Here is a 21,055-nt window from a genome sequence, read left to right on the forward strand (position 1 = left end):
GATTGACAGCGGGTATGTTAAACAACCCCATCCGGCATGGAGCCAGGTGGACGTTAAATATGAAACCTGAAGATTAAACATGACTGAATCTTTTGCTCAACTGTTTGAAGAATCCTTAAAAGAAATCGAAACCCGTCCGGGTTCCATCGTTCGTGGTGTTGTTGTTGCTATCGACAAAGACGTAGTACTGGTTGACGCTGGTCTGAAATCTGAGTCCGCCATTCCGGCTGAGCAGTTCAAAAACGCCCAGGGCGAGTTGGAAATCCAGGTTGGTGACGAAGTTGACGTTGCTCTGGATGCAGTAGAAGACGGCTTCGGTGAAACCCTGCTGTCCCGTGAAAAAGCTAAACGTCACGAAGCTTGGATCACGCTGGAAAAAGCTTACGAAGAAGCTGCAACCGTTACTGGTGTTATCAATGGCAAAGTCAAGGGTGGCTTCACTGTTGAGCTGAATGGTATTCGCGCGTTCCTGCCGGGTTCCCTGGTAGACGTTCGTCCGGTCCGCGACACGCTGCACCTGGAAGGCAAAGAGCTTGAATTCAAAGTAATCAAGCTGGATCAGAAGCGTAACAACGTTGTTGTTTCCCGTCGTGCCGTTATCGAATCCGAAAACAGCGCAGAACGCGATCAGCTGCTGGAAAACCTGCAGGAAGGCATGGAAGTTAAAGGTATCGTTAAGAACCTCACTGACTACGGTGCATTCGTTGATCTGGGTGGCGTTGACGGCCTGCTGCACATCACCGACATGGCATGGAAACGCGTTAAGCATCCGAGCGAAATCGTAAACGTTGGCGACGAAATCACTGTTAAAGTGCTGAAGTTCGACCGCGAGCGTACTCGTGTATCTCTGGGCCTGAAACAGCTGGGCGAAGATCCATGGGTAGCTATCGCTAAGCGTTATCCGGAAGGTACCAAACTGACTGGTCGCGTGACCAACCTGACCGACTACGGCTGCTTCGTTGAAATCGAAGAAGGCGTTGAAGGCCTGGTTCACGTTTCCGAAATGGATTGGACCAACAAAAACATCCACCCGTCCAAAGTTGTTAACGTTGGCGATGTAGTGGAAGTTATGGTTCTGGATATCGACGAAGAACGTCGTCGTATCTCCCTGGGTCTGAAGCAGTGCAAAAACAACCCATGGCAGCAGTTCGCGGAAACCCACAACAAGGGCGACCGTGTTGAAGGTAAAATCAAGTCTATCACTGACTTCGGTATCTTCATCGGCCTGGACGGCGGCATCGACGGCCTGGTTCACCTGTCTGACATCTCCTGGAACGTTGCAGGTGAAGAAGCAGTTCGTGAATACAAAAAAGGCGACGAAATCGCAGCTGTTGTTCTGCAGGTTGACGCAGAGCGTGAGCGTATCTCTCTGGGCGTTAAACAGCTCGCAGAAGATCCGTTCAACAACTGGGTTGCACTGAACAAGAAAGGCGCAATCGTAAACGGTAAAGTCACTGCAGTTGATGCTAAAGGCGCAACCGTAGAACTGGCTGACGGCGTTGAAGGTTACCTGCGCGCTTCTGAAGCTTCCCGCGACCGCGTTGAAGATGCAACTCTGGTTCTGAGCGTAGGCGACGACGTTGAAGCTAAATTCACCGGCGTTGATCGTAAGAACCGTGCAATCAGCCTGTCTGTTCGTGCTAAAGACGAAGCTGATGAGAAAGATGCAATCGCAACTGTTAACAAACAGGAAGATGCTAACTTCTCTAACAACGCAATGGCTGAAGCTTTCAAAGCAGCTAAAGGCGAGTAATATCGAGTGCTCCTAAATCCTTTGTGCTGTTAACAGCACAAAGGGTGACGAGTAGCTTGACAGATTACAGGATTCGTCCTGTAATCAATGACAAAGGGCGGCTAAGGCCGCCCTTAATCAATGCAGCAGCTAATTATGCCTTTAAGGAACCGGAGGAATCATGACCAAGTCAGAATTGATTGAAAGACTTGCAACCCAGCAACCTCATATTCCCGCGAAAGCGGTTGAAGATGCAGTTAAAGAGATGCTGGAACATATGGCCTCGACTCTTGCGCAGGGCGAGCGTATTGAAATCCGCGGTTTCGGCAGTTTCTCTTTGCATTACCGCGCACCGCGCACCGGACGTAATCCGAAGACCGGCGATAAAGTGGACCTGGAAGGAAAATACGTTCCGCACTTTAAACCAGGTAAAGAACTGCGCGATCGCGCCAATATTTACGGTTAAGTTTTTAGCGAGACTTAACGCCGAGAAAAGCACCCGCATGGGTGCTTTTTTCATTTCTGCCAACCCATCCTGGAATCTCCATCCCAGTTAATTTGCTCGTTACAAGCGCCGCTAAATGTTAGCGGAATGCATACCGTATAACGCTAAATTGGCACCAGACAACCGTCGAACATTACTGCACACTTCCTGCTACAGGGAGGTGACTGATGAAAATAACAACGGTTAGTACGAGTGCATTATTCGGCATTCTCCCGCTTATGCTATTACCTGCGTTACCTGACATGCTGTGCATCGGCGTTATATTTGGTCTGGCAATTCTGCTCTGTCTTATTTCTCACAGACTTGTACGTTTCGCCGGATTAACCCTGCTATTTTTTCTTTGGGGAGTTCTGGCAGCGAAAGATGCGCTGTGGGCCGGTAATACGCTGCCTGCAAAAAGCCAGCAGGCCATCGTGCGGATAACCGGAACCGATAATATGACAACGCACTACGGCCAGATCACGCATCTGCAGGGGAAGCGGGTATTTCCTGCCATCGGAATTACTCTGTATGGGCAGTACTTACCCGGCAACGTTTGTGCGGGCCAGACATGGGCGATGACGTTGAAGGTTCGTGCTATACACGGTCAATTGAACGAGGGTGGGTTTGATAGCCAGCGTTACGCATTGGCGCAGCACCAGCTGCTGACGGGAAGATTTTTGCAGGCTTCGGTTATCACACAACAATGCAGTTTGCGTTCGCGGTATCTCTCCTCGTTGAAAAGCGCGCTCGCTGACTATCCCTGGCAGCAGGTTATACTGGGCCTGGGAATGGGGGAGCGCTTGTCCGTGTCACAAGTGGTGAAAACCATTATGCGTGATACCGGTACGGCCCATTTGATGGCTATTTCCGGGCTGCATATTGCATTTGCCGCACTTCTGGCAGCAGGATTAATTCGCGTGGGGCAATTTTTTATGCCAACCAGATGGATTTGCTGGCAGGTTCCATTAGTTGGCGGGATCGTCTGCGCAACATTCTATGCCTGGTTAACGGGGCTACAGCCCCCGGCATTACGTACGGTTGTTGCGCTACTGGTCTGGGGAGGGCTAAAACTCAGCGGCAGGCAGTGGAGTGGATGGTCGGTGTGGCTCTGCTGTCTGGCAGCCATTCTGGTGGTGGATCCTGTCGCCGTTCTTTCACAAAGTCTGTGGTTGTCTGCTTTTGCCGTTGCAGCGCTGCTGTTCTGGTATCAATGGGTTCCGATGCCGGATTGGCCGCTGTCGCGCGTTGGACGCCAATTTCTGGCGCTTGCTCATTTGCAATTGGGAATTACGCTCCTGCTTCTGCCTGTGCAAATCGCGATGTTTCACGGTTTTAGCCTGACCTCATTTCTGGCGAATTTGTTTGCCGTACCGCTGGTTACATTTATTTCCGTACCATTGATATTAGCAGGCATGATCGTGCATTTAACCGGGCTGGCGATGGTTGAGTCGAACCTATGGTATTTAGCGGATCGCTCCCTCGCACTATTATTTTGGGGGCTCAGGGGCCTTCCTGAAGGGTGGATCAATATTGATGCACGTTGGCAATGGCTTGCATTTGTACCCGGACTACTGCTCATCGCATATCGGCTGAACGCGTGGCGAACTATACCGGTAGTTTGCGTCACTTTGCTCCTTTTACTGAGCGCCCCGTTCTGGCGAACGCTACGTACTGATGCCTGGCAAGTGCATATGCTGGACGTCGGGCAGGGGCTGGCGATGGTCATTGCGCGCAATGGGAAAGCGATTCTTTACGATACCGGTCTGGCATGGCCTGAAGGCGATAGCGCGCAACAGCTGATTATTCCATGGCTACGCTGGCACAACCTGGAGCCAGAAGGCGTTATTTTAAGCCATGAGCATATGGATCACCGGGGCGGGTTGCGTTCGCTGCAGCAAGCCTGGCCGTCGCTATGGATAAGAAGCCCATTAGGTTGGGAAGGGCATCTCCCGTGTTTACGCGGGGAGCGCTGGCAATGGCAAGGGTTAACCTTTAGTGCGCATTGGCCCGTGCGTGGAAATAAAGATCTGGGGAATAACCACTCCTGCGTGGTTAAGGTCGATGACGGGCATCAGAGTATTCTGCTGACCGGAGATATTGAGTCTCCCGCTGAACAAAAAATGCTAAGTCACTACTGGCAGCATCTGCAGTCTACGGTGATACAGGTTCCACATCATGGTAGCAATACCTCATCATCGCAGGCGCTGATTCAGCGGGTCGGCGGGCAGGCCGCGCTAGCCTCCGCATCCCGTTACAATGCCTGGCGTCTCCCGTCCAGGAAAGTGAAGCAACGTTATCGGCAACAAAATTATCAATGGCTGGATACACCACACCAGGGGCAGATTACGCTGGATTTTTATCAAAAAAACTGGCGAATAAACAGCTTGCGGGATCAGATTTTACCTCGTTGGTATCATCAGTGGTTTGGCGTGTCGGAGGATAACGGGTAGAATATGCGGCTATTCTAACAAATGCTGGTTTTTTGAATGCATAACGATAAAGATCTCTCTACGTGGCAGACGTTTCGCCGACTATGGCCAACCATAGCGCCTTTTAAATCGGGTCTGATCGTGGCGGGTATAGCGTTAATCCTGAACGCGGCCAGCGATACCTTCATGCTATCGCTCCTTAAGCCATTACTGGATGATGGTTTTGGTAAAACGGATCGCTCGGTGCTGCTGTGGATGCCGCTGGTGGTCATTGGACTAATGGTTCTTCGCGGATTCACCAGCTATGTCTCCAGCTACTGCATCTCATGGGTATCAGGCAAAGTGGTCATGACCATGCGTCGCCGCCTGTTTGGCCATATGATGGGCATGCCGGTCTCCTTTTTTGATAAACAGTCTACAGGTACGCTGTTGTCACGTATTACCTATGATTCAGAGCAGGTCGCGTCATCGTCCTCCGGCGCGCTGATCACCGTGGTACGTGAAGGGGCTTCAATTATTGGCCTGTTTATCATGATGTTCTATTACAGCTGGCAGCTGTCATTGATCCTGATTGTACTGGCGCCAATTGTTTCAGTGGCGATTCGTATAGTTTCCAAGCGTTTTCGTAGCATCAGTAAAAATATGCAAAACACCATGGGTCAGGTTACGACCAGTGCGGAGCAGATGCTGAAAGGCCACAAAGAAGTTCTGATTTTTGGTGGTCAGGAAGTCGAAACTAAGCGCTTTGATAAAGTCAGCAATAAGATGCGTTTGCAGGGCATGAAGATGGTTTCCGCCTCTTCTATCTCCGATCCTATCATCCAGCTGATTGCGTCTCTGGCTCTGGCCTTCGTGTTGTATGCAGCCAGCTTCCCAAGCGTAATGGAAAACCTGACTGCAGGGACAATTACGGTTGTCTTCTCGTCAATGATCGCGCTGATGCGTCCGTTGAAATCGCTGACCAACGTCAACGCGCAGTTCCAGCGCGGTATGGCGGCCTGCCAGACCTTATTTACGATTCTGGATAGCGAGCAGGAAAAAGATGAAGGTACACGCGAAATCGAACGCGCTACCGGCAATCTCGAATTCCGCAACGTGACATTCACCTATCCGGGACGTGAAGTACCTGCGCTGCGCAACATCAACCTGAGTATCCCAGCGGGGAAAACCGTTGCCCTGGTTGGCCGTTCGGGTTCCGGGAAATCCACTATCGCCAGCTTGATCACGCGCTTCTATGATATTGATGAAGGGCAGATTCTGATGGACGGACACGATCTACGTGAATATACCCTGGCATCCCTGCGCGATCAGGTCGCGTTGGTTTCGCAGAATGTGCACCTGTTTAACGATACGGTTGCCAACAACATCGCCTACGCGCGTACCGATTTGTACAGCCGTGAGCAGATCGAAAAAGCGGCGAAAATGGCTTACGCCATGGATTTCATCAATAAGATGGACAATGGCCTGGATACGGTGATTGGCGAAAACGGCGTCCTGCTATCTGGTGGTCAGCGCCAGCGTATCGCTATTGCCCGCGCCTTGTTGCGTGACAGTCCGATTCTGATCCTTGATGAAGCAACGTCGGCACTCGATACCGAGTCTGAACGCGCAATTCAGGCTGCTCTGGATGAGCTTCAGAAAAACCGTACCTCCCTGGTGATTGCTCACCGCCTTTCTACCATTGAACAGGCGGATGAAATCATCGTGGTGGAAGACGGTATTATTGTTGAGCGTGGAACCCATAGCGAGCTGATTGAGCAGCGTGGGGTGTATGCACAATTACACAAAATGCAATTCGGTCAATGATCGCTCGAATCTGGTCTGGTGAGTCGCCGCTGTGGCGACTGTTACTCCCGCTCTCCTGGCTGTATGGCCTGGTCAGCGGGGGGATCCGCTTATGTTACAAGCTTGGGATTAAACGCGCGTGGCGTGCACCAGTCCCGGTTGTGGTGGTCGGAAACCTGACCGCGGGTGGCAATGGCAAAACACCAGTGGTGATTTGGCTGGTTGAACAACTGCGTCAACGTGGGATTCGCGTGGGCGTGGTGTCGCGTGGTTATGGCGGGAAAGCGGCTGCTTACCCGCTGTTACTGACCGCAGATACCACTACGGCGGAAGCGGGTGATGAACCTGTGCTGATCGCCCAACGTACCGGCGTGCCCGTAGCGGTATCCCCGGTAAGATCGGATGCGGTCAAAGCCATTTTGGCCCAACACGATGTGCAGATTATTGTGACGGACGATGGGCTACAGCACTACCGTCTGGCGCGAGATGTTGAAATCGTGGTTATTGACGGAGAACGTCGGTTTGGCAATGGCTGGTGGCTTCCCGCGGGTCCCATGCGGGAACGCGCAGGCCGGCTTAAATCGGTGGATGCGACTATCGTTAACGGTGGCGTTGCCCAGCCAGGGGAAATCCCTATGCGACTTGAACCGGGGCTGGCCGTTAATTTACGTACGGGTGAACGCCGCGATGTGTCGCAGCTGTCCAATATTGTCGCCATGGCGGGCATTGGCCATCCACCGCGTTTTTTTGCCACGCTGGAAGCATGCGGTGCCAGCGTGCAAAAAAGTATTGCGCTGGCAGACCATCAGTCTCTGACCTACAGTGACGTCAGTGCGTTTGCAGACGCCGGGCAAACGCTGGTGATGACGGAAAAAGATGCGGTTAAGTGCCGTGCATTTGCCGATGAAAACTGGTGGTATTTACCTGTTGACGCTCATTTGTCAGGCGATCGGCCTGATATGTTGCTGGATAGCTTAATCTCGCTGACTCGCTAACTGATTCACGCTGCGGCAGCGAATCATTTATGAGGCCATAAATGTCGTTGCCGCGTCTTTCTTTGACGGATGCCCGTCATCTTCACCTTGCCGCTCAAGGGCTGCTGAAAAAAACACGCCGTCGGGCAACCCCAGCAGATATTCTTGCTACCATTTCGCGCATGTCGTTATTGCAAATCGATACCATCAATATTGTGGCGCGCAGCCCTTACCTGGTGCTGTTTAGTCGGTTGGGTGATTATTCGCCCCAGTGGCTGGATGACGCATTGCAGCGGGGCGAACTGATGGAATACTGGGCGCACGAGGCCTGCTTTTTGCCACGCAGCGACTTTATGCTGATACGTCACCGCATGCTGGCCCCGGAGAAAATGGGCTGGAAATATAAAGCGGAGTGGATGAAAGAACATGCGCATGAGATTGAGCAACTGCTCCAGCACATTCAGCATAACGGACCAGTCCGCTCTGCTGATTTTGAGCATCTGCACAAGGGGGCCAGCGGCTGGTGGGCATGGAAACCGCATAAGCGTCATCTTGAAGGCCTGTTCACCGCCGGGAAAGTGATGGTGGTGGAACGACGTAATTTCCAGCGAGTGTATGATTTAACCCATCGCGTCATGCCGCACTGGGATGATGAACGCGACCGGCTTTCACAGGAAGAAGCTGAAAGCCTCATGCTGGATAACAGCGCCCGCAGTCTGGGGATTTTTCGCGAACAATGGCTGGCAGACTACTATCGCCTGAAGCGCCCGGCGCTAAAAAACTGGTGCAACGTACGTGCACAGCAGCAACAGATTATTCCTGTCGATGTCGAAGGGTTAGGAACCCTGTGGCTGCATAGCCACCTTCAGCCGCTGCTGGAGCAGGCATTGACGGGTAAATTAACGGCGACGCATAGCGCAGTATTATCACCCTTTGATCCGGTGGTCTGGGATCGTAAACGGGCAGAGCAGCTATTCGATTTTAGCTATCGGCTCGAATGCTACACGCCAGCACCGAAACGTCAGTATGGTTATTTCGTCTTGCCGCTGCTGCATCGCGGGCAGTTAGTTGGGCGGATGGATGCCAAAATGCACCGCAAAACAGGCGTACTGGAAGTGATTTCGCTGTGGTTACAGGATGGCGTCAAACCTGGGGTTACTTTGCAAAAAGGATTGTTTCAGGCGATTGATGATTTTGCCCGCTGGCAGCAGGCAACACGTGTGACGCTGGGACGCTATCCTGAAGGTTTATTTGCTGATGCGCGCCATGGTTGGGAAATAGACCCAGCACGGTAAGCGATTATGTTAATATTTACGGATTCACAATCCGGTCCATCTGGAGGAACTATGGATCATCGTCTGCTTGAAATCATTGCCTGCCCGGTATGCAATGGCAAACTCTGGTTTAACCAGGAAAAACAGGAACTGATTTGTAAACTGGATAACCTTGCTTTCCCACTGCGTGATGGCATTCCCGTGTTACTGGAAACCGAAGCTCGCGTTCTGACTGCTGATGAGAGTAAATCATGAGTTTTGTGGTCATTATTCCTGCGCGTTATGCGTCCACACGTTTGCCGGGCAAGCCGCTGCTGGATATCAATGGCAAGCCGATGATCGTGCATGTGCTGGAGCGAGCGCGTGAATCTGGCGCTGAACGTATTATTGTTGCGACCGATCACGAAGATGTCGCTCGCGCGGTAGAAGCGGTGGGGGGGGAAGTATGCATGACCCGCGCCGATCACCAGTCCGGTACGGAGCGTCTGGCGGAAGTCATCGAGAAATGTGGCTTTAGCGATGATACCGTTATTGTGAACGTACAGGGTGATGAGCCGATGATCCCGGCGGTCATTATTCGCCAGGTCGCTGAGAATCTGGCACAGCGCCAGGTCGGTATGGCGACCCTTGCTGCCCCGATTCACAGTGCGGAAGAGGCATTTAATCCGAATGCGGTGAAAGTCGTTCTGGACGCCGAAGGTTATGCGCTCTATTTTTCACGCGCGACCATTCCGTGGGATCGCGACCGTTTCGCTAAAAGCCTGGAAACGGTGGGTGACACCTTCCTGCGACATCTGGGTATTTACGGCTATCGCGCTGGTTTTATCCGCCGTTATGTTAACTGGCAGCCTAGCCCGCTTGAGCATATTGAAATGCTGGAGCAACTACGTGTGCTGTGGTACGGCGAAAAAATTCATGTTGCCGTCGCAAAAGAAGTACCCGGTACCGGCGTAGACACTGCCGAAGATCTTGAGCGCGTTCGCGCCGAAATGCGTTAGTTTTTCTCACGACACTCCCCCTGATGACGCGAATTTTTGGGAGGAGTGTCATATCGTTACGCTTTCCCGCAACTTTTCTTTTCATCAATTGATCTCATCCGGGTGACATCTGTCTGCACGACGCTCATTATGAAAGCAGTAGCATTTATGAGGGCAATCCGAAATGGAACAGTTGCGTGCCGAACTCAGTCATCTGTTGGGTGAAAAACTCAGTCGTATAGAATGCGTGAATGAAAAAGTGGATACGGCCCTGTGGTCACTGTACGACAGCCAGGGAAATCCGATGCCACTGATGGCGAGAAGTTTCACCACGCCGGGTATGGCGCAGCAGTTGGCATGGAAAACCTCCATGCTGGCGCGCAGTGGTACGGTGCGTATGCCCGTCATTTATGGAGTCTTAACCCACGAGGAACATCCCGGTCCTGATGTGCTACTGCTTGAGCGTTTACGTGGAGTGCCGGTGGAAGCGCCTGCCCGAACGCCCGAACGCTGGGAACATTTAAAAGATCAGATCGTAGAAGGTCTGCTGTCATGGCATCGGCAGGATAGTGCTGGCTGCGTGGGAATGGTGGATAACACGCAAGAGAATATCTGGCCATCCTGGTATCGTCAGCGGGTTGAGGTGCTGTGGACCACGTTAAATCAGTTCAACAATACCGGGCTAACGATGCAGGACAAGCGGATCCTGTTTCGCACCCGTGAGTGTTTGCCTGCCTTATTTGAAGGATTCAATGATAACTGCGTGCTGATCCACGGTAATTTCAGTTTACGTAGCATGCTCAAAGACGCCCGTAGCGATCAGCTTCTGGCTATGGTGGGACCGGGGTTGATGCTGTGGGCGCCAAGGGAATATGAACTGTTCCGCCTGATGGATAATGCGCTGGCGGAAAGCCTGCTTTGGCAATACCTGCAGCGCGCGCCAGTGGCGGAGTCATTCATCTGGCGGCGCTGGTTGTACGTGTTATGGGATGAAGTGACGCAACTGGTCAACACCGGACGCTTTAATCGTTCCAACTTTGACCTGGCAACGAAATCATTGCTGCCGTGGCTCGCATGATAAACATGTGAACATCTTATCAGGCAACATTCCTGTCAATGTTCCGATCCCTTCAGCCACTGCCAGATGCGTCCCAGGGTTTCGTAACCAACGCGATCGCTATGCATCAACCAGACGGGGGAGGGTATAGCACGCTCCCACGGATTAAGCGGTGAATCAATTGCTAACTGATTGGCTGGCGCTGGCAGCGGATGCAAGCCGGCCTGCTGGAAGAAGATCATCGCCCGCGGTAAGTGGGAGGCAGAGGTTACCAGCAGGAACGGCGCATTGCCGATGGCTTTCTTTACCGCTGCGGCTTCTTCTTCGGTATCTTTGGGGTGATCCAGGGTGATGATTTCATCGGCTGGCACCCCCAGCGACTGCGCTACGCGGGCGCCAGCTTCTGCGGTACTGACGTTATTCGTCTTTGCGGCAGCGCCGGTAAAGATGAGCTTCGATCCCGGGTTTGCGCGCCATAGGCGAATACCTTCATTCAGACGTGGAAGGCTGTTGCTGATCAGATTTGAACTCGGCGCCCACTGCGGATTCCAGGTATACCCTCCGCCCAGCACCACAATATATTCCACTTTTTGCGAACCTTGCCACGTTGGATAACTGTCCTCAATCGGTTTCAACAGGCTGTCGGCGACGGGCTGTAAACTAAGGAGTAACAGTGCCAGCCAACTCAGGCTAATACACACTTTCCCTGTTTTTTGAAAGCGACTGAACCAGACCAGCGCCAGGCCAATACCCATCATAATTAGCATCAATGGCAGCGGCAGCATCATACCGCCAATCACTTTCTTCAGCGTAAAAAGCATCCTTTTTGGTTCCTTTTTTAACCATACAGCAGGGGATCTGCAGGGATATTACACCAGGAAGGTTCATTCTCGGCGTGGGTGTGACAAAATAGCGGTTTTACTTAGTCACCCTAAAGCCAGTATGCGGAGAGCCCGATGCGGGATCGCAATTTTGATGACATTGCAGAGAAGTTTTCCCGTAACATTTACGGCACCACCAAAGGTCAATTAAGACAGGCTATCCTTTGGCAGGATCTGGATCGATTACTGGAAACGTTCGGTGAGCAAAAACTGCACATTCTGGATGCCGGTGGTGGTGAAGGGCAAACGGCCATCAAAATGGCGCAACGAGGACATTTCGTCACATTATGCGATCTGTCTGGCGAGATGATCGCCCGAGCGCAACAGGCGGCAGAGGCAAAAGGTGTGAGCGGGAACATGCATTTTATACAATGCGCCGCTCAGGATGTTGCTTCGCATTTGGAAAGCCCGGTTGATCTGATATTGTTTCATGCTGTGCTGGAGTGGGTGACAGATCCGGTCAACGTGTTGCAGACTCTGTGGTCAGTATTGCGTTCAGGCGGCGCGCTGTCGTTAATGTTCTACAATGCTAACGGTCTGTTGATGCATAACATGGTCGCAGGGAACTTTGACTATGTGCAGGTGGGGATGCCGAAACGTAAAAAGCGCACGCTTTCACCGGACTACCCGCGCGTTCCGGGGCAGGTCTACCAGTGGCTGGACGAGATCGGTTGGCAGATAACCGGTAAAACGGGCGTCCGTGTGTTTCATGATTATCTGCGAGATAAACATAAACAGCATGACGACTTTGAAATGTTACTTGAGTTAGAAACGCGCTATTGCCGCCAGGAACCGTATATCAGCCTTGGGCGCTATATTCATGTCACCGCGATTAAAAGTTCGGCCCGAGCCGCAGATGCAAGGATAATTTATGAGTGAATTTTCCCAGACAGTCCCCGAACTGGTTGCCTGGGCCAGAAAAAATGACTTCTCCATCTCTCTGCCGGTAGACAGACTTTCGTTCCTGCTGGCGGTCGCGACCTTAAACGGTGAGCGACTTGACGGCGAGATGAGTGAAGGTGAGCTGGTGGATGCGTTCCGCCATGTGAGTGATGCGTTTGAGCAAACCAGCGAAACCATCGGCGTACGCGCCAACAACGCGATCAACGATATGGTGCGTCAACGTCTGCTGAACCGCTTTACCAGCGAGCAGGCGGAAGGCAACGCTATATATCGTTTAACGCCATTGGGAATTGGCATCACGGATTACTACATTCGTCAGCGTGAATTCTCTACGCTACGTCTTTCAATGCAGCTGTCGATTGTTGCTGGTGAACTAAAGCGCGCGGCGGATGCGGCAGCGGAAGGTGGCGATGAGTTCCACTGGCATCGCAACGTCTACGCGCCATTGAAATACTCGGTGGCGGAGATTTTCGACAGTATCGATCTGACCCAGCGCATCATGGATGAACAGCAACAGCAGGTAAAAGACGACATCGCACAGTTGCTTAATAAAGACTGGCGGGCGGCGATCTCCAGCTGTGAACTGCTGCTCTCTGAAACGTCTGGTACGCTGCGTGAACTGCAGGATACGCTGGAAGCGGCGGGGGATAAGCTACAGGCTCACCTGTTACACATCCAGGACGCCACGATGACGCATGACGATTTGCATTTCGTCGATCGGTTGGTGTTTGACTTACAAAGTAAGCTCGACCGCATTATCAGTTGGGGTCAGCAGTCCATTGATTTATGGATCGGCTACGATCGTCACGTGCATAAGTTTATCCGTACCGCGATCGATATGGATAAAAACCGCGTCTTTGCCCAGCGTTTGCGCCAGTCCGTGCAGACATACTTTGACGATCCGTGGGCGCTAACCTATGCCAACGCCGATCGTCTGCTGGATATGCGTGACGAAGAGATGGTGCTGCGTGACGAAGAGGTCACCGGCGAGCTTCCGGAAGATCTGGAATATGAAGAATTTAACGAGATCCGTGAACAGTTGGCGGCGATCATCGAAGAACAGCTAGCTATCTACAAATCCAGACAAACACCACTGGATCTCGGTTTGGTCGTGCGCGAGTATCTGGCGCAATACCCACGTGCGCGTCATTTCGACGTCGCGCGCATAGTTATCGATCAGGCGGTACGCCTTGGCGTAGCGCAAGCAGACTTCACCGGACTGCCAGCCAAATGGCAGCCGATTAATGATTACGGAGCCAAGGTACAGGCGCATGTCATTGACAAATATTGAACAAGTGATGCCGGTAAAGCTGGCGCAGGCGCTGGCGAATCCGTTATTTCCGGCGCTGGACAGCGCCTTACGTTCGGGCCGCCATATCGGTCTGGATGAACTGGATAATCATGCCTTCCTGATGGATTTTCAGGAATATTTTGAAGAGTTTTACAGCCGCTATAACGTGGAATTGATCCGTGCGCCGGAAGGGTTCTTCTACCTTCGCCCGCGTTCAACGACGCTCATCCCCCGTTCGGTCCTGTCTGAACTGGACATGATGGTCGGTAAAATTCTTTGCTATCTCTATCTCAGCCCGGAACGCCTGGCGAACGAAGGGATTTTTACCCAGCAAGAGTTGTACGACGAACTGCTAACGCTGGCTGATGAAGCGAAGCTGCTGAAACTGGTGAACAACCGTTCAACCGGTTCGGATGTTGATCGCCAGAAGCTACAGGAAAAAGTTCGTTCTTCGCTAAACCGTCTGCGCCGTTTAGGCATGGTGTGGTTTATGGGTCACGACAGCAGCAAATTCCGTATTACGGAATCAGTCTTCCGCTTTGGCGCGGACGTGCGCAGCGGTGACGATCCGCGCGAAGCGCAGCGTCGCTTAATTCGTGATGGCGAAGCGATGCCGGTCGAGAACCGCCTGCAGCTCAACGATGAGCCCGAAGAGAATCAGCCGGACAGTGGAGAAGAAGAATAATGATTGAACGCGGTAAATTTCGCTCACTTACGCTGATTAACTGGAATGGTTTTTTTGCCCGTACATTCGACCTTGATGAACTGGTTACCACGCTGTCCGGCGGTAACGGTGCGGGTAAGTCCACCACCATGGCGGCATTTGTTACAGCGCTCATCCCGGACTTAACCCTGCTGCATTTCCGTAACACCACCGAAGCCGGTGCAACCAGTGGTTCACGTGATAAGGGCCTGCACGGTAAGTTGAAAGCGGGCGTCTGTTACTCAATGCTCGACGTCCTCAACTCGCGCCATCAGCGCGTGGTCGTGGGGGTGCGTCTGCAACAGGTTGCCGGTCGCGATCGTAAAGTGGATATCAAACCGTTTGCCATTCAGGGACTGCCGATGTCGGTGCAGCCAACCCAACTGGTGACGGAAACGCTGAATGAACGCCAGGCGCGCGTGCTGTCCCTCTCTGAGCTGAAAGAGAAGCTTGATGAGATGGAAGGCGTGCAGTTTAAACAGTTCAACTCAATCACCGATTATCACTCACTGATGTTCGATCTGGGCATCATCGCCCGTCGTCTGCGTTCCGCGTCTGACCGTAGTAAATTCTATCGTCTGATTGAAGCCTCGCTGTACGGCGGGATCTCCAGTGCCATTACCCGTTCACTGCGTGACTACCTGCTGCCGGAAAACAGCGGCGTACGTAAAGCCTTCCAGGATATGGAAGCTGCGCTGCGTGAAAACCGCATGACGCTGGAAGCGATTCGCGTAACTCAGTCTGACCGCGATCTGTTTAAGCATTTGATCAGCGAAGCGACCAACTATGTGGCCGCGGATTATATGCGTCACGCCAACGAACGTCGTATCCATCTTGATAAAGCGCTGGAATATCGTCGTGAGCTGCATACTTCACGTAAGCAGCTGGCCGCTGAGCAGTATAAGCACGTGGATATGGCGCGCGAACTGGGCGAGCATAACGGCGCGGAAGGCGATCTGGAAGCTGATTACCAGGCCGCGAGCGATCACCTGAATCTGGTGCAAACCGCGCTGCGTCAGCAGGAAAAAATTGAACGCTACGAAGCGGATCTCGAAGAACTGCAGGTCCGTCTCGAAGAACAAAATGAGGTGGTCGCGGAAGCCGTTGACCGCCAGGATGAAAACGAAGCCCGCGCAGAAGCCGCGGAACTGGAAGTGGATGAGCTGAAAAGCCAGCTTGCCGATTATCAGCAAGCGCTGGACGTCCAGCAAACGCGAGCCATCCAATATACCCAGGCGATCCAGGCGCTGAATCGGGCGAAAGAGCTCTGCCACTTACCGGATCTGACCGCCGACAGCGCTGCTGAATGGCTGGAAACCTTCCAGGCTAAAGAGCAGGAAGCCACTGAAAAACTGCTGACGCTGGAACAAAAAATGAGCGTGGCGCAAACCGCGCACAGCCAGTTCGAACAGGCTTATCAGCTGGTGGCGGCTATCAATGGCCCGCTGGCGCGTGGTGAAGCCTGGAGCGTGGCGCGTGAACTGCTGCGGGAAGGCGTTGAACAGCGCCACCTGGCGGAACAGGTTCAGCCGTTGCGTATGCGACTCAGCGAACTGGAGCAGCGTCTGCGCGAACAGCAAGACGCCGAACGTCTGCTGGCTGAATTCTGCAAGCGTCAGGGTAAACAGTTCGATATCGATGAGCTGGAAGCGCTGCACCAGGAGCTGGAAGCACGCATCGCCGCCTTGTCGGACAGCGTCTCTTCTGCCAGCGAACAGCGTATGACGTTGCGTCAGGAGCAGGAACAGCTGCAGTCTCGTATCCAGCATCTGATGAAACGTGCGCCTGTCTGGCTGGCCGCGCAGAATAGCCTGAATCAGCTTAGCGAGCAGTGTGGCGAAGAGTTTACCTCAAGCCAGGATGTGACCGAGTATCTGCAACAACTGCTGGAGCGCGAGCGTGAAGCCATTGTTGAGCGTGATGAAGTCGGTGCGCGCAAAAATGCAGTTGATGAAGAAATTGAACGTTTAAGTCAGCCGGGCGGGGCGGAAGATCAGCGTCTGAACGCGCTGGCGGAGCGCTTCGGTGGCGTTCTACTGTCAGAAATCTATGACGACGTTAGCCTTGAAGATGCGCCGTACTTCTCTGCGCTGTACGGTCCTTCGCGTCATGCCATCGTGGTGCCGGATCTGTCGCTGATTACCGAGCAGCTTGAAGGGCTGACGGATTGTCCGGAAGATCTCTATTTCATCGAAGGGGATCCGCAGTCGTTTGATGACAGCGTTTTCAGCGTTGATGAGCTGGAAAAAGCGGTAGTGGTGAAAACCGCCGAGCGTCAGTGGCGTTATTCCCGCTTCCCGACGGTGCCGATTTTTGGCCGTGCAGCGCGCGAAAGCCGTATCGAAACCCTGCATGCCGAGCGTGAAGGGCTGTCTGAACGTTTCGCAACGCTCTCCTTTGACGTCCAGAAAACCCAGCGTCTGCATCAGGCGTTCAGTCGTTTCATTGGCAGTCATTTGTCGGTGGCGTTTGAAGCCGATCCGGAAGCGGAAATTCGCCAACTGAATGGCCGTCGCGTTGAACTGGAACGTGCGCTGAGCAATCATGAAAATGATAATCAGCAAAGCCGTATGCAGTTTGAGCAGGCGAAAGAGGGGGTCTCTGCTCTTAACCGCCTTCTCCCGCGTTTGAATCTGCTGGCGGATGACACGCTGGCCGATCGCGTGGACGAAATTCGTGAGCGCCTGGATGAAGCCCAGGAAGCAGCGCGTTTTGTACAGCAACATGGCAACCAGTTAGCCAAACTGGAACCGATTGTTTCGGTCCTGCAAAATGACCCTGAGCAGTTTGAACAACTGAAGGAAGACTACGCGTATTCCCAACAGATGCAGCGCGATGCGCGTCAGCAAGCTTTTGCTCTGACCGAAGTGGTGCAGCGCCGGGCGCACTTTAGCTATTCCGACTCTGCTGAAATGCTTAGCGGCAACAGCGATCTGAACGAAAAACTGCGTGAGCGCCTGGAACTGGCGGAAGCTGAACGTACCCGCGCCCGTGAAGCGCTACGCAGTCACGCCGCACAGTTAAGCCAGTACAACCAGGTCATGGCGTCGCTGAAAAGCTCCTATGACACCAAAAAAGAGCTGCTTAACGATTTACAACGTGAACTGCAGGATATTGGCGTTCGTGCGGACAGCGGTGCAGAAGAGCGCGCGCGTATTCGTCGTGATGAACTGCATGCGCAGCTCAGCAACAACCGTGCGCGCCGTAACCAACTGGAAAAAGCGTTGACCTTCTGCGAAGCGGAGATGGAAAACCTGACCCGCAGGCTGCGCAAGCTGGAACGTGATTATTTTGAGATGCGCGAGCAGGTGGTTACCGCGAAAGCCGGATGGTGTGCGGTGATGCGGATGGTGAAAGATAACGGCGTTGAACGCCGCCTGCACCGTCGTGAGCTGGCGTATCTTTCCGGTGATGAACTGCGCTCGATGTCGGATAAGGCGCTTGGTGCGCTGCGCCTGGCGGTTGCGGATAACGAACACCTGCGCGATGTACTGCGCATGTCTGAAGATCCAAAACGCCCAGAGCGTAAAATTCAGTTCTTTGTCGCGGTTTATCAGCATCTGCGTGAACGTATTCGCCAGGATATCATCCGTACCGACGATCCGGTTGAAGCGATCGAACAGATGGAGATTGAGCTGAGCCGTCTGACGGAAGAATTAACGTCTCGCGAACAGAAACTGGCGATCAGCTCTCGCAGCGTGGCGAATATCATTCGTAAGACCATTCAGCGCGAACAGAACCGTATTCGCATGCTGAACCAGGGGCTGCAAAGCGTGTCGTTTGGCCAGGTAAACAGCGTTCGTCTGAACGTCAACGTACGCGAGACGCATGCTACCTTGCTGGACGTACTTTCCGAACAGCATGAGCAGCACCAGGATCTGTTTAACAGCAATCGTCTGACCTTCTCTGAAGCGCTGGCGAAGTTGTATCAGCGTCTGAATCCGCAGATTGATATGGGGCAACGTACGCCGCAAACCATCGGTGAAGAACTGCTGGATTACCGTAACTATCTGGAAATGGAAGTTGAAGTTAACCGTGGCTCTGACGGCTGGCTGCGTGCTGAATCTGGCGCGCTGTCAACCGGTGAAGCGATCGGGACCGGGATGTCTATTCTGGTGATGGTTGTGCAAAGCTGGGAAGACGAAGGGCGTAGACTGCGCGGGAAAGATATTTCTCCTTGCCGTCTGCTGTTCCTTGATGAAGCTGCGCGACTTGATGCACGCTCTATCGCGACTCTGTTTGAACTGTGCGAGCGTCTGCAAATGCAGCTGATTATCGCAGCCCCAGAAAACATTAGCCCGGAGAAAGGCACCACCTACAAACTGGTGCGTAAAGTCTTCCAGAACACCGAACACGTTCACGTGGTAGGTCTGCGCGGGTTTGCGCCTCAGTTACCTGAGCCGCTGCCTGGCACCGAAGATGCCTCCTCGCAGGCAAGCTAAATAAAAGGCGGCTAAATGGCCGCCTTCTTTTCTTCCGAAAATTCTCAATAACTGGTGTAATTTCTTTAAACTTCTTTACATTAGGTTAGGCAAAAATTTTTTCATGTTTATATACTAAAGGTAAGCCTAACGCGTCACAGGCTTGCTCGTCATACTTCAGCTTGTATTGGCGTTTTACAGGTTCGGCCCCGCCAAAATAAGGGGAAGACATACGGCCTGGCTACTCAAAGTATGATAAAAAACAGGGGGCAAGGGATGTTGCTTAATAAAATGTGTGGTCGTCGGCTGTCGGCAATTAGTTTGTGCCTGGCCGTAACATTCGCTCCACTGTTCAATGCGCAGGCCGATGAGCCTGAAATGATCCCAGGCGATAGCTCAGCGACCGTCAGTGAACAGCCAACAGCGTTATCGCAGCCGCAGGCTCAATCTTCCGCGACGGCTATCATGGCAGGTATCCAACCGCTGCCCGAGGGCGTGTCAGTTGATAAAGCCCGCGCCGAATTACAATCTCAACTTCCAGCGGGCTTCACACCGGTTTATATGAGCCAACTGGAACTGCTGTATGCCGCACGCGAAATGAAACCGATGTGGGAAAATCGTGATGCGGTAAAAGCCTTTCAGCAACAGTTAGCTGAAGTGGCGATTGCCGGCTTTCAGCCGCAGTTCACCACCTGGGTTGCTCTACTGACTGACCCGGCAGTAACCGGTCAGGCGCGAGATATCGTGCTCTCAGATGCGATGATGGGATATCTGCACTTTATTGCCAACATCCCCGTCAAAGGTAATCGCTGGCTCTATAGCGATAAGCCCTATGCGCTGACGACGCCGCCGATTTCCGTGATCAACCAATGGCAAGTCGCGCTGGATAACGGTCAACTGACTTCGTTTGTCGCCAGCCTGGCACCGCAACATCCGCAGTACGCAGCAATGCATGAATCGCTGCTCAAACTGGTGGGTGATACGCGGCCCTGGCCGCAACTGACCAGTACCGCGACGCTGCGTCCGGGGGAGTGGAGTAACGACATCCCTGCGCTGCGTGAAATTTTGCGCCGCACCGGGATGCTGGAATCTGTTGTCAGTACGGCTGCCAAAGAAGGCCGTAGCGCTTACGATCGTGAACTTGTTGACGCGGTTAAGCGATTTCAGACGTGGCAGGGGCTTGGGGCCGATGGCGCGATTGGCCCTGCCACGCGTGACTGGCTGAACGTGACGCCCGCTCAACGTGCGGGCGTGCTGGCGTTAAATATTCAGCGCTTGCGCCTGCTGCCGGGTACGCTGTCTACCGGTATTATGGTGAATATTCCTGCCTACTCGCTGGTGTATTATCAAAACGGCAATCAGGTACTGGCCTCGCGCGTTATCGTCGGACGTCCCGATCGTAAAACGCCGATGATGAGCAGTGCGCTGAATAACGTGGTCGTTAACCCGCCGTGGAACGTGCCGCCGACGCTGGCCCGGAAGGATATTCTGCCTAAGGTTTGGAATGACCCGGGGTATCTTGAGCGTCACGGCTATACCGTAATGCGCGGCTGGAACAGCAAAGAGACGATAGATCCGTGGCAGGTTGACTGGGCCACCATCACCGCCTCCAATCTGCCGTTCCGCTTCCAGCAGGCTCCGGGAGCGCGTAACTCGCTCGGACGCTATAAATTCAATATGCCGAGTTCGGATGCTATTTATCTGCACGATACGCCGAACCACACTCTGTTCCAGAAGGATTCGCGGGCGTTAAGCTCCGGGTGCGTGCGCGTGAACAAGGCATCTGAGCTGGCGAATATGCTGCTACAGGATGCGGGGTGGAATGATACGCGCATCTCGGATGCCCTGAAGCAAGGGGATACAAGGTACGTGAATATTCGCCAGAATATCCCCGTCAACCTCTACTATCTGACCGCATTTGTTGGCCCGGATGGTCGCACGCAGTATCGTACAGATATTTACAATTACGATCAGACAGCGCGATCCAGTGCACAAATTATGTCAAAAGCTGAACAATTAATCAGATAAATGAAGCAGTTCGAGGAAAATAATTGTCGTAAGTTATGCTGGAAACGGGGCGAAATGGCTGCAAGCCCCGTATTTCCTGGGGTTGGGAGCCTTGACGTGGACTACTTAGCCAG

The 21,055-nt window shown here is 53.0% G+C and carries 15 protein-coding genes; 14 read left to right on the forward strand and 1 reads right to left on the reverse strand.

Translation table 11 applies throughout. From position 1 onward, the window contains the following. Nucleotides 1-79: 79 nt before the first annotated feature. The 9 genes from rpsA to OGV52_RS06205 all read left to right on the forward strand — a co-directional run bounded on the left by rpsA (nt 80) and on the right by OGV52_RS06205 (nt 10,736). A complete protein-coding gene (rpsA, locus tag OGV52_RS06165; protein ID WP_003035776.1) occupies nt 80-1,753 on the forward strand; it encodes a 30S ribosomal protein S1 in 1,674 nt (557 codons plus the stop codon). Nucleotides 1,754-1,913: 160 nt separating this feature from the next. Further along, a complete protein-coding gene (ihfB, locus tag OGV52_RS06170) occupies nt 1,914-2,198 on the forward strand; it encodes an integration host factor subunit beta (protein ID WP_003035780.1) in 285 nt (94 codons plus the stop codon). A gap of 206 nt (nt 2,199-2,404) precedes the next feature. Beyond that, nucleotides 2,405-4,669 carry a ComEC family protein gene (locus OGV52_RS06175; protein WP_200079544.1) on the forward strand — a complete coding sequence of 755 codons (2,265 nt, stop codon included), beginning with the start codon at nt 2,405-2,407 and terminating at the stop codon, nt 4,667-4,669. Between the two features lie 36 nt (nt 4,670-4,705). Next, nucleotides 4,706-6,454, forward strand: coding sequence for a lipid A ABC transporter ATP-binding protein/permease MsbA (msbA, locus tag OGV52_RS06180; protein WP_047501171.1), 1,749 nt, complete (start codon nt 4,706-4,708; stop codon nt 6,452-6,454). Next, on the forward strand, nt 6,451-7,428 hold the full coding sequence (gene lpxK / locus OGV52_RS06185; protein WP_047359381.1) for a tetraacyldisaccharide 4'-kinase: 978 nt from the start codon (nt 6,451-6,453) through the stop codon (nt 7,426-7,428). The genes msbA and lpxK overlap by 4 nt, the downstream gene beginning before the upstream one ends. A 41-nt stretch (nt 7,429-7,469) precedes the next feature. Then, nucleotides 7,470-8,702, forward strand: coding sequence for a winged helix-turn-helix domain-containing protein (locus OGV52_RS06190; protein WP_141875036.1), 1,233 nt, complete (start codon nt 7,470-7,472; stop codon nt 8,700-8,702). A gap of 51 nt (nt 8,703-8,753) precedes the next feature. Then, the gene (gene ycaR, locus OGV52_RS06195) at nt 8,754-8,936 is read left to right on the forward strand and encodes a protein YcaR (RefSeq protein WP_003035793.1); all 183 of its coding nucleotides are present in this window, start codon (nt 8,754-8,756) and stop codon (nt 8,934-8,936) included. After that, entirely contained in the window at nt 8,933-9,679 is a 747-nt protein-coding gene (kdsB, locus tag OGV52_RS06200; protein ID WP_287108237.1) for a 3-deoxy-manno-octulosonate cytidylyltransferase, read from the forward strand. Before ycaR ends, kdsB begins: the two co-directional genes overlap by 4 nt. Nucleotides 9,680-9,842: 163 nt before the next feature. Beyond that, on the forward strand, nt 9,843-10,736 hold the full coding sequence (locus OGV52_RS06205) for a YcbJ family phosphotransferase (RefSeq protein WP_016156120.1): 894 nt from the start codon (nt 9,843-9,845) through the stop codon (nt 10,734-10,736). Nucleotides 10,737-10,771: 35 nt separating this feature from the next. On the opposite strand, the gene elyC is transcribed toward OGV52_RS06205, so the two are convergent. Then, nucleotides 10,772-11,536 (reverse strand): envelope biogenesis factor ElyC, encoded by a 765-nt coding sequence (elyC, locus tag OGV52_RS06210; RefSeq protein WP_047501165.1) that lies wholly within the window; start codon nt 11,534-11,536, stop codon nt 10,772-10,774. Nucleotides 11,537-11,671: 135 nt separating this feature from the next. On the opposite strand from elyC, the gene cmoM reads away from it, so the two are divergent. The 5 genes from cmoM (at nt 11,672) to ldtD (ending at nt 20,942) form a co-directional block, all read left to right on the forward strand. Further along, a complete protein-coding gene (gene cmoM / locus OGV52_RS06215; RefSeq protein WP_287108239.1) occupies nt 11,672-12,475 on the forward strand; it encodes a tRNA uridine 5-oxyacetic acid(34) methyltransferase CmoM in 804 nt (267 codons plus the stop codon). After that, entirely contained in the window at nt 12,468-13,790 is a 1,323-nt protein-coding gene (mukF, locus tag OGV52_RS06220; protein WP_016156123.1) for a chromosome partition protein MukF, read from the forward strand. Before cmoM ends, mukF begins: the two co-directional genes overlap by 8 nt. Continuing rightward, the gene (gene mukE, locus OGV52_RS06225) at nt 13,771-14,475 is read left to right on the forward strand and encodes a chromosome partition protein MukE (RefSeq protein ID WP_016152457.1); all 705 of its coding nucleotides are present in this window, start codon (nt 13,771-13,773) and stop codon (nt 14,473-14,475) included. The genes mukF and mukE overlap by 20 nt, the downstream gene beginning before the upstream one ends. Continuing rightward, nucleotides 14,475-18,935 carry a chromosome partition protein MukB gene (gene mukB, locus OGV52_RS06230; RefSeq protein ID WP_016156124.1) on the forward strand — a complete coding sequence of 1,487 codons (4,461 nt, stop codon included), beginning with the start codon at nt 14,475-14,477 and terminating at the stop codon, nt 18,933-18,935. Before mukE ends, mukB begins: the two co-directional genes overlap by 1 nt. Before the next feature lie 255 nt (nt 18,936-19,190). Then, nucleotides 19,191-20,942 carry a L,D-transpeptidase gene (gene ldtD, locus OGV52_RS06235; protein WP_279263425.1) on the forward strand — a complete coding sequence of 584 codons (1,752 nt, stop codon included), beginning with the start codon at nt 19,191-19,193 and terminating at the stop codon, nt 20,940-20,942. Nucleotides 20,943-21,055 lie beyond the last annotated feature (113 nt).

Source organism: Citrobacter sp. Cb041 (genome assembly GCF_030336655.1).
GTDB classification, from domain to species: Bacteria; Pseudomonadota; Gammaproteobacteria; order Enterobacterales; family Enterobacteriaceae; genus Citrobacter; species Citrobacter braakii.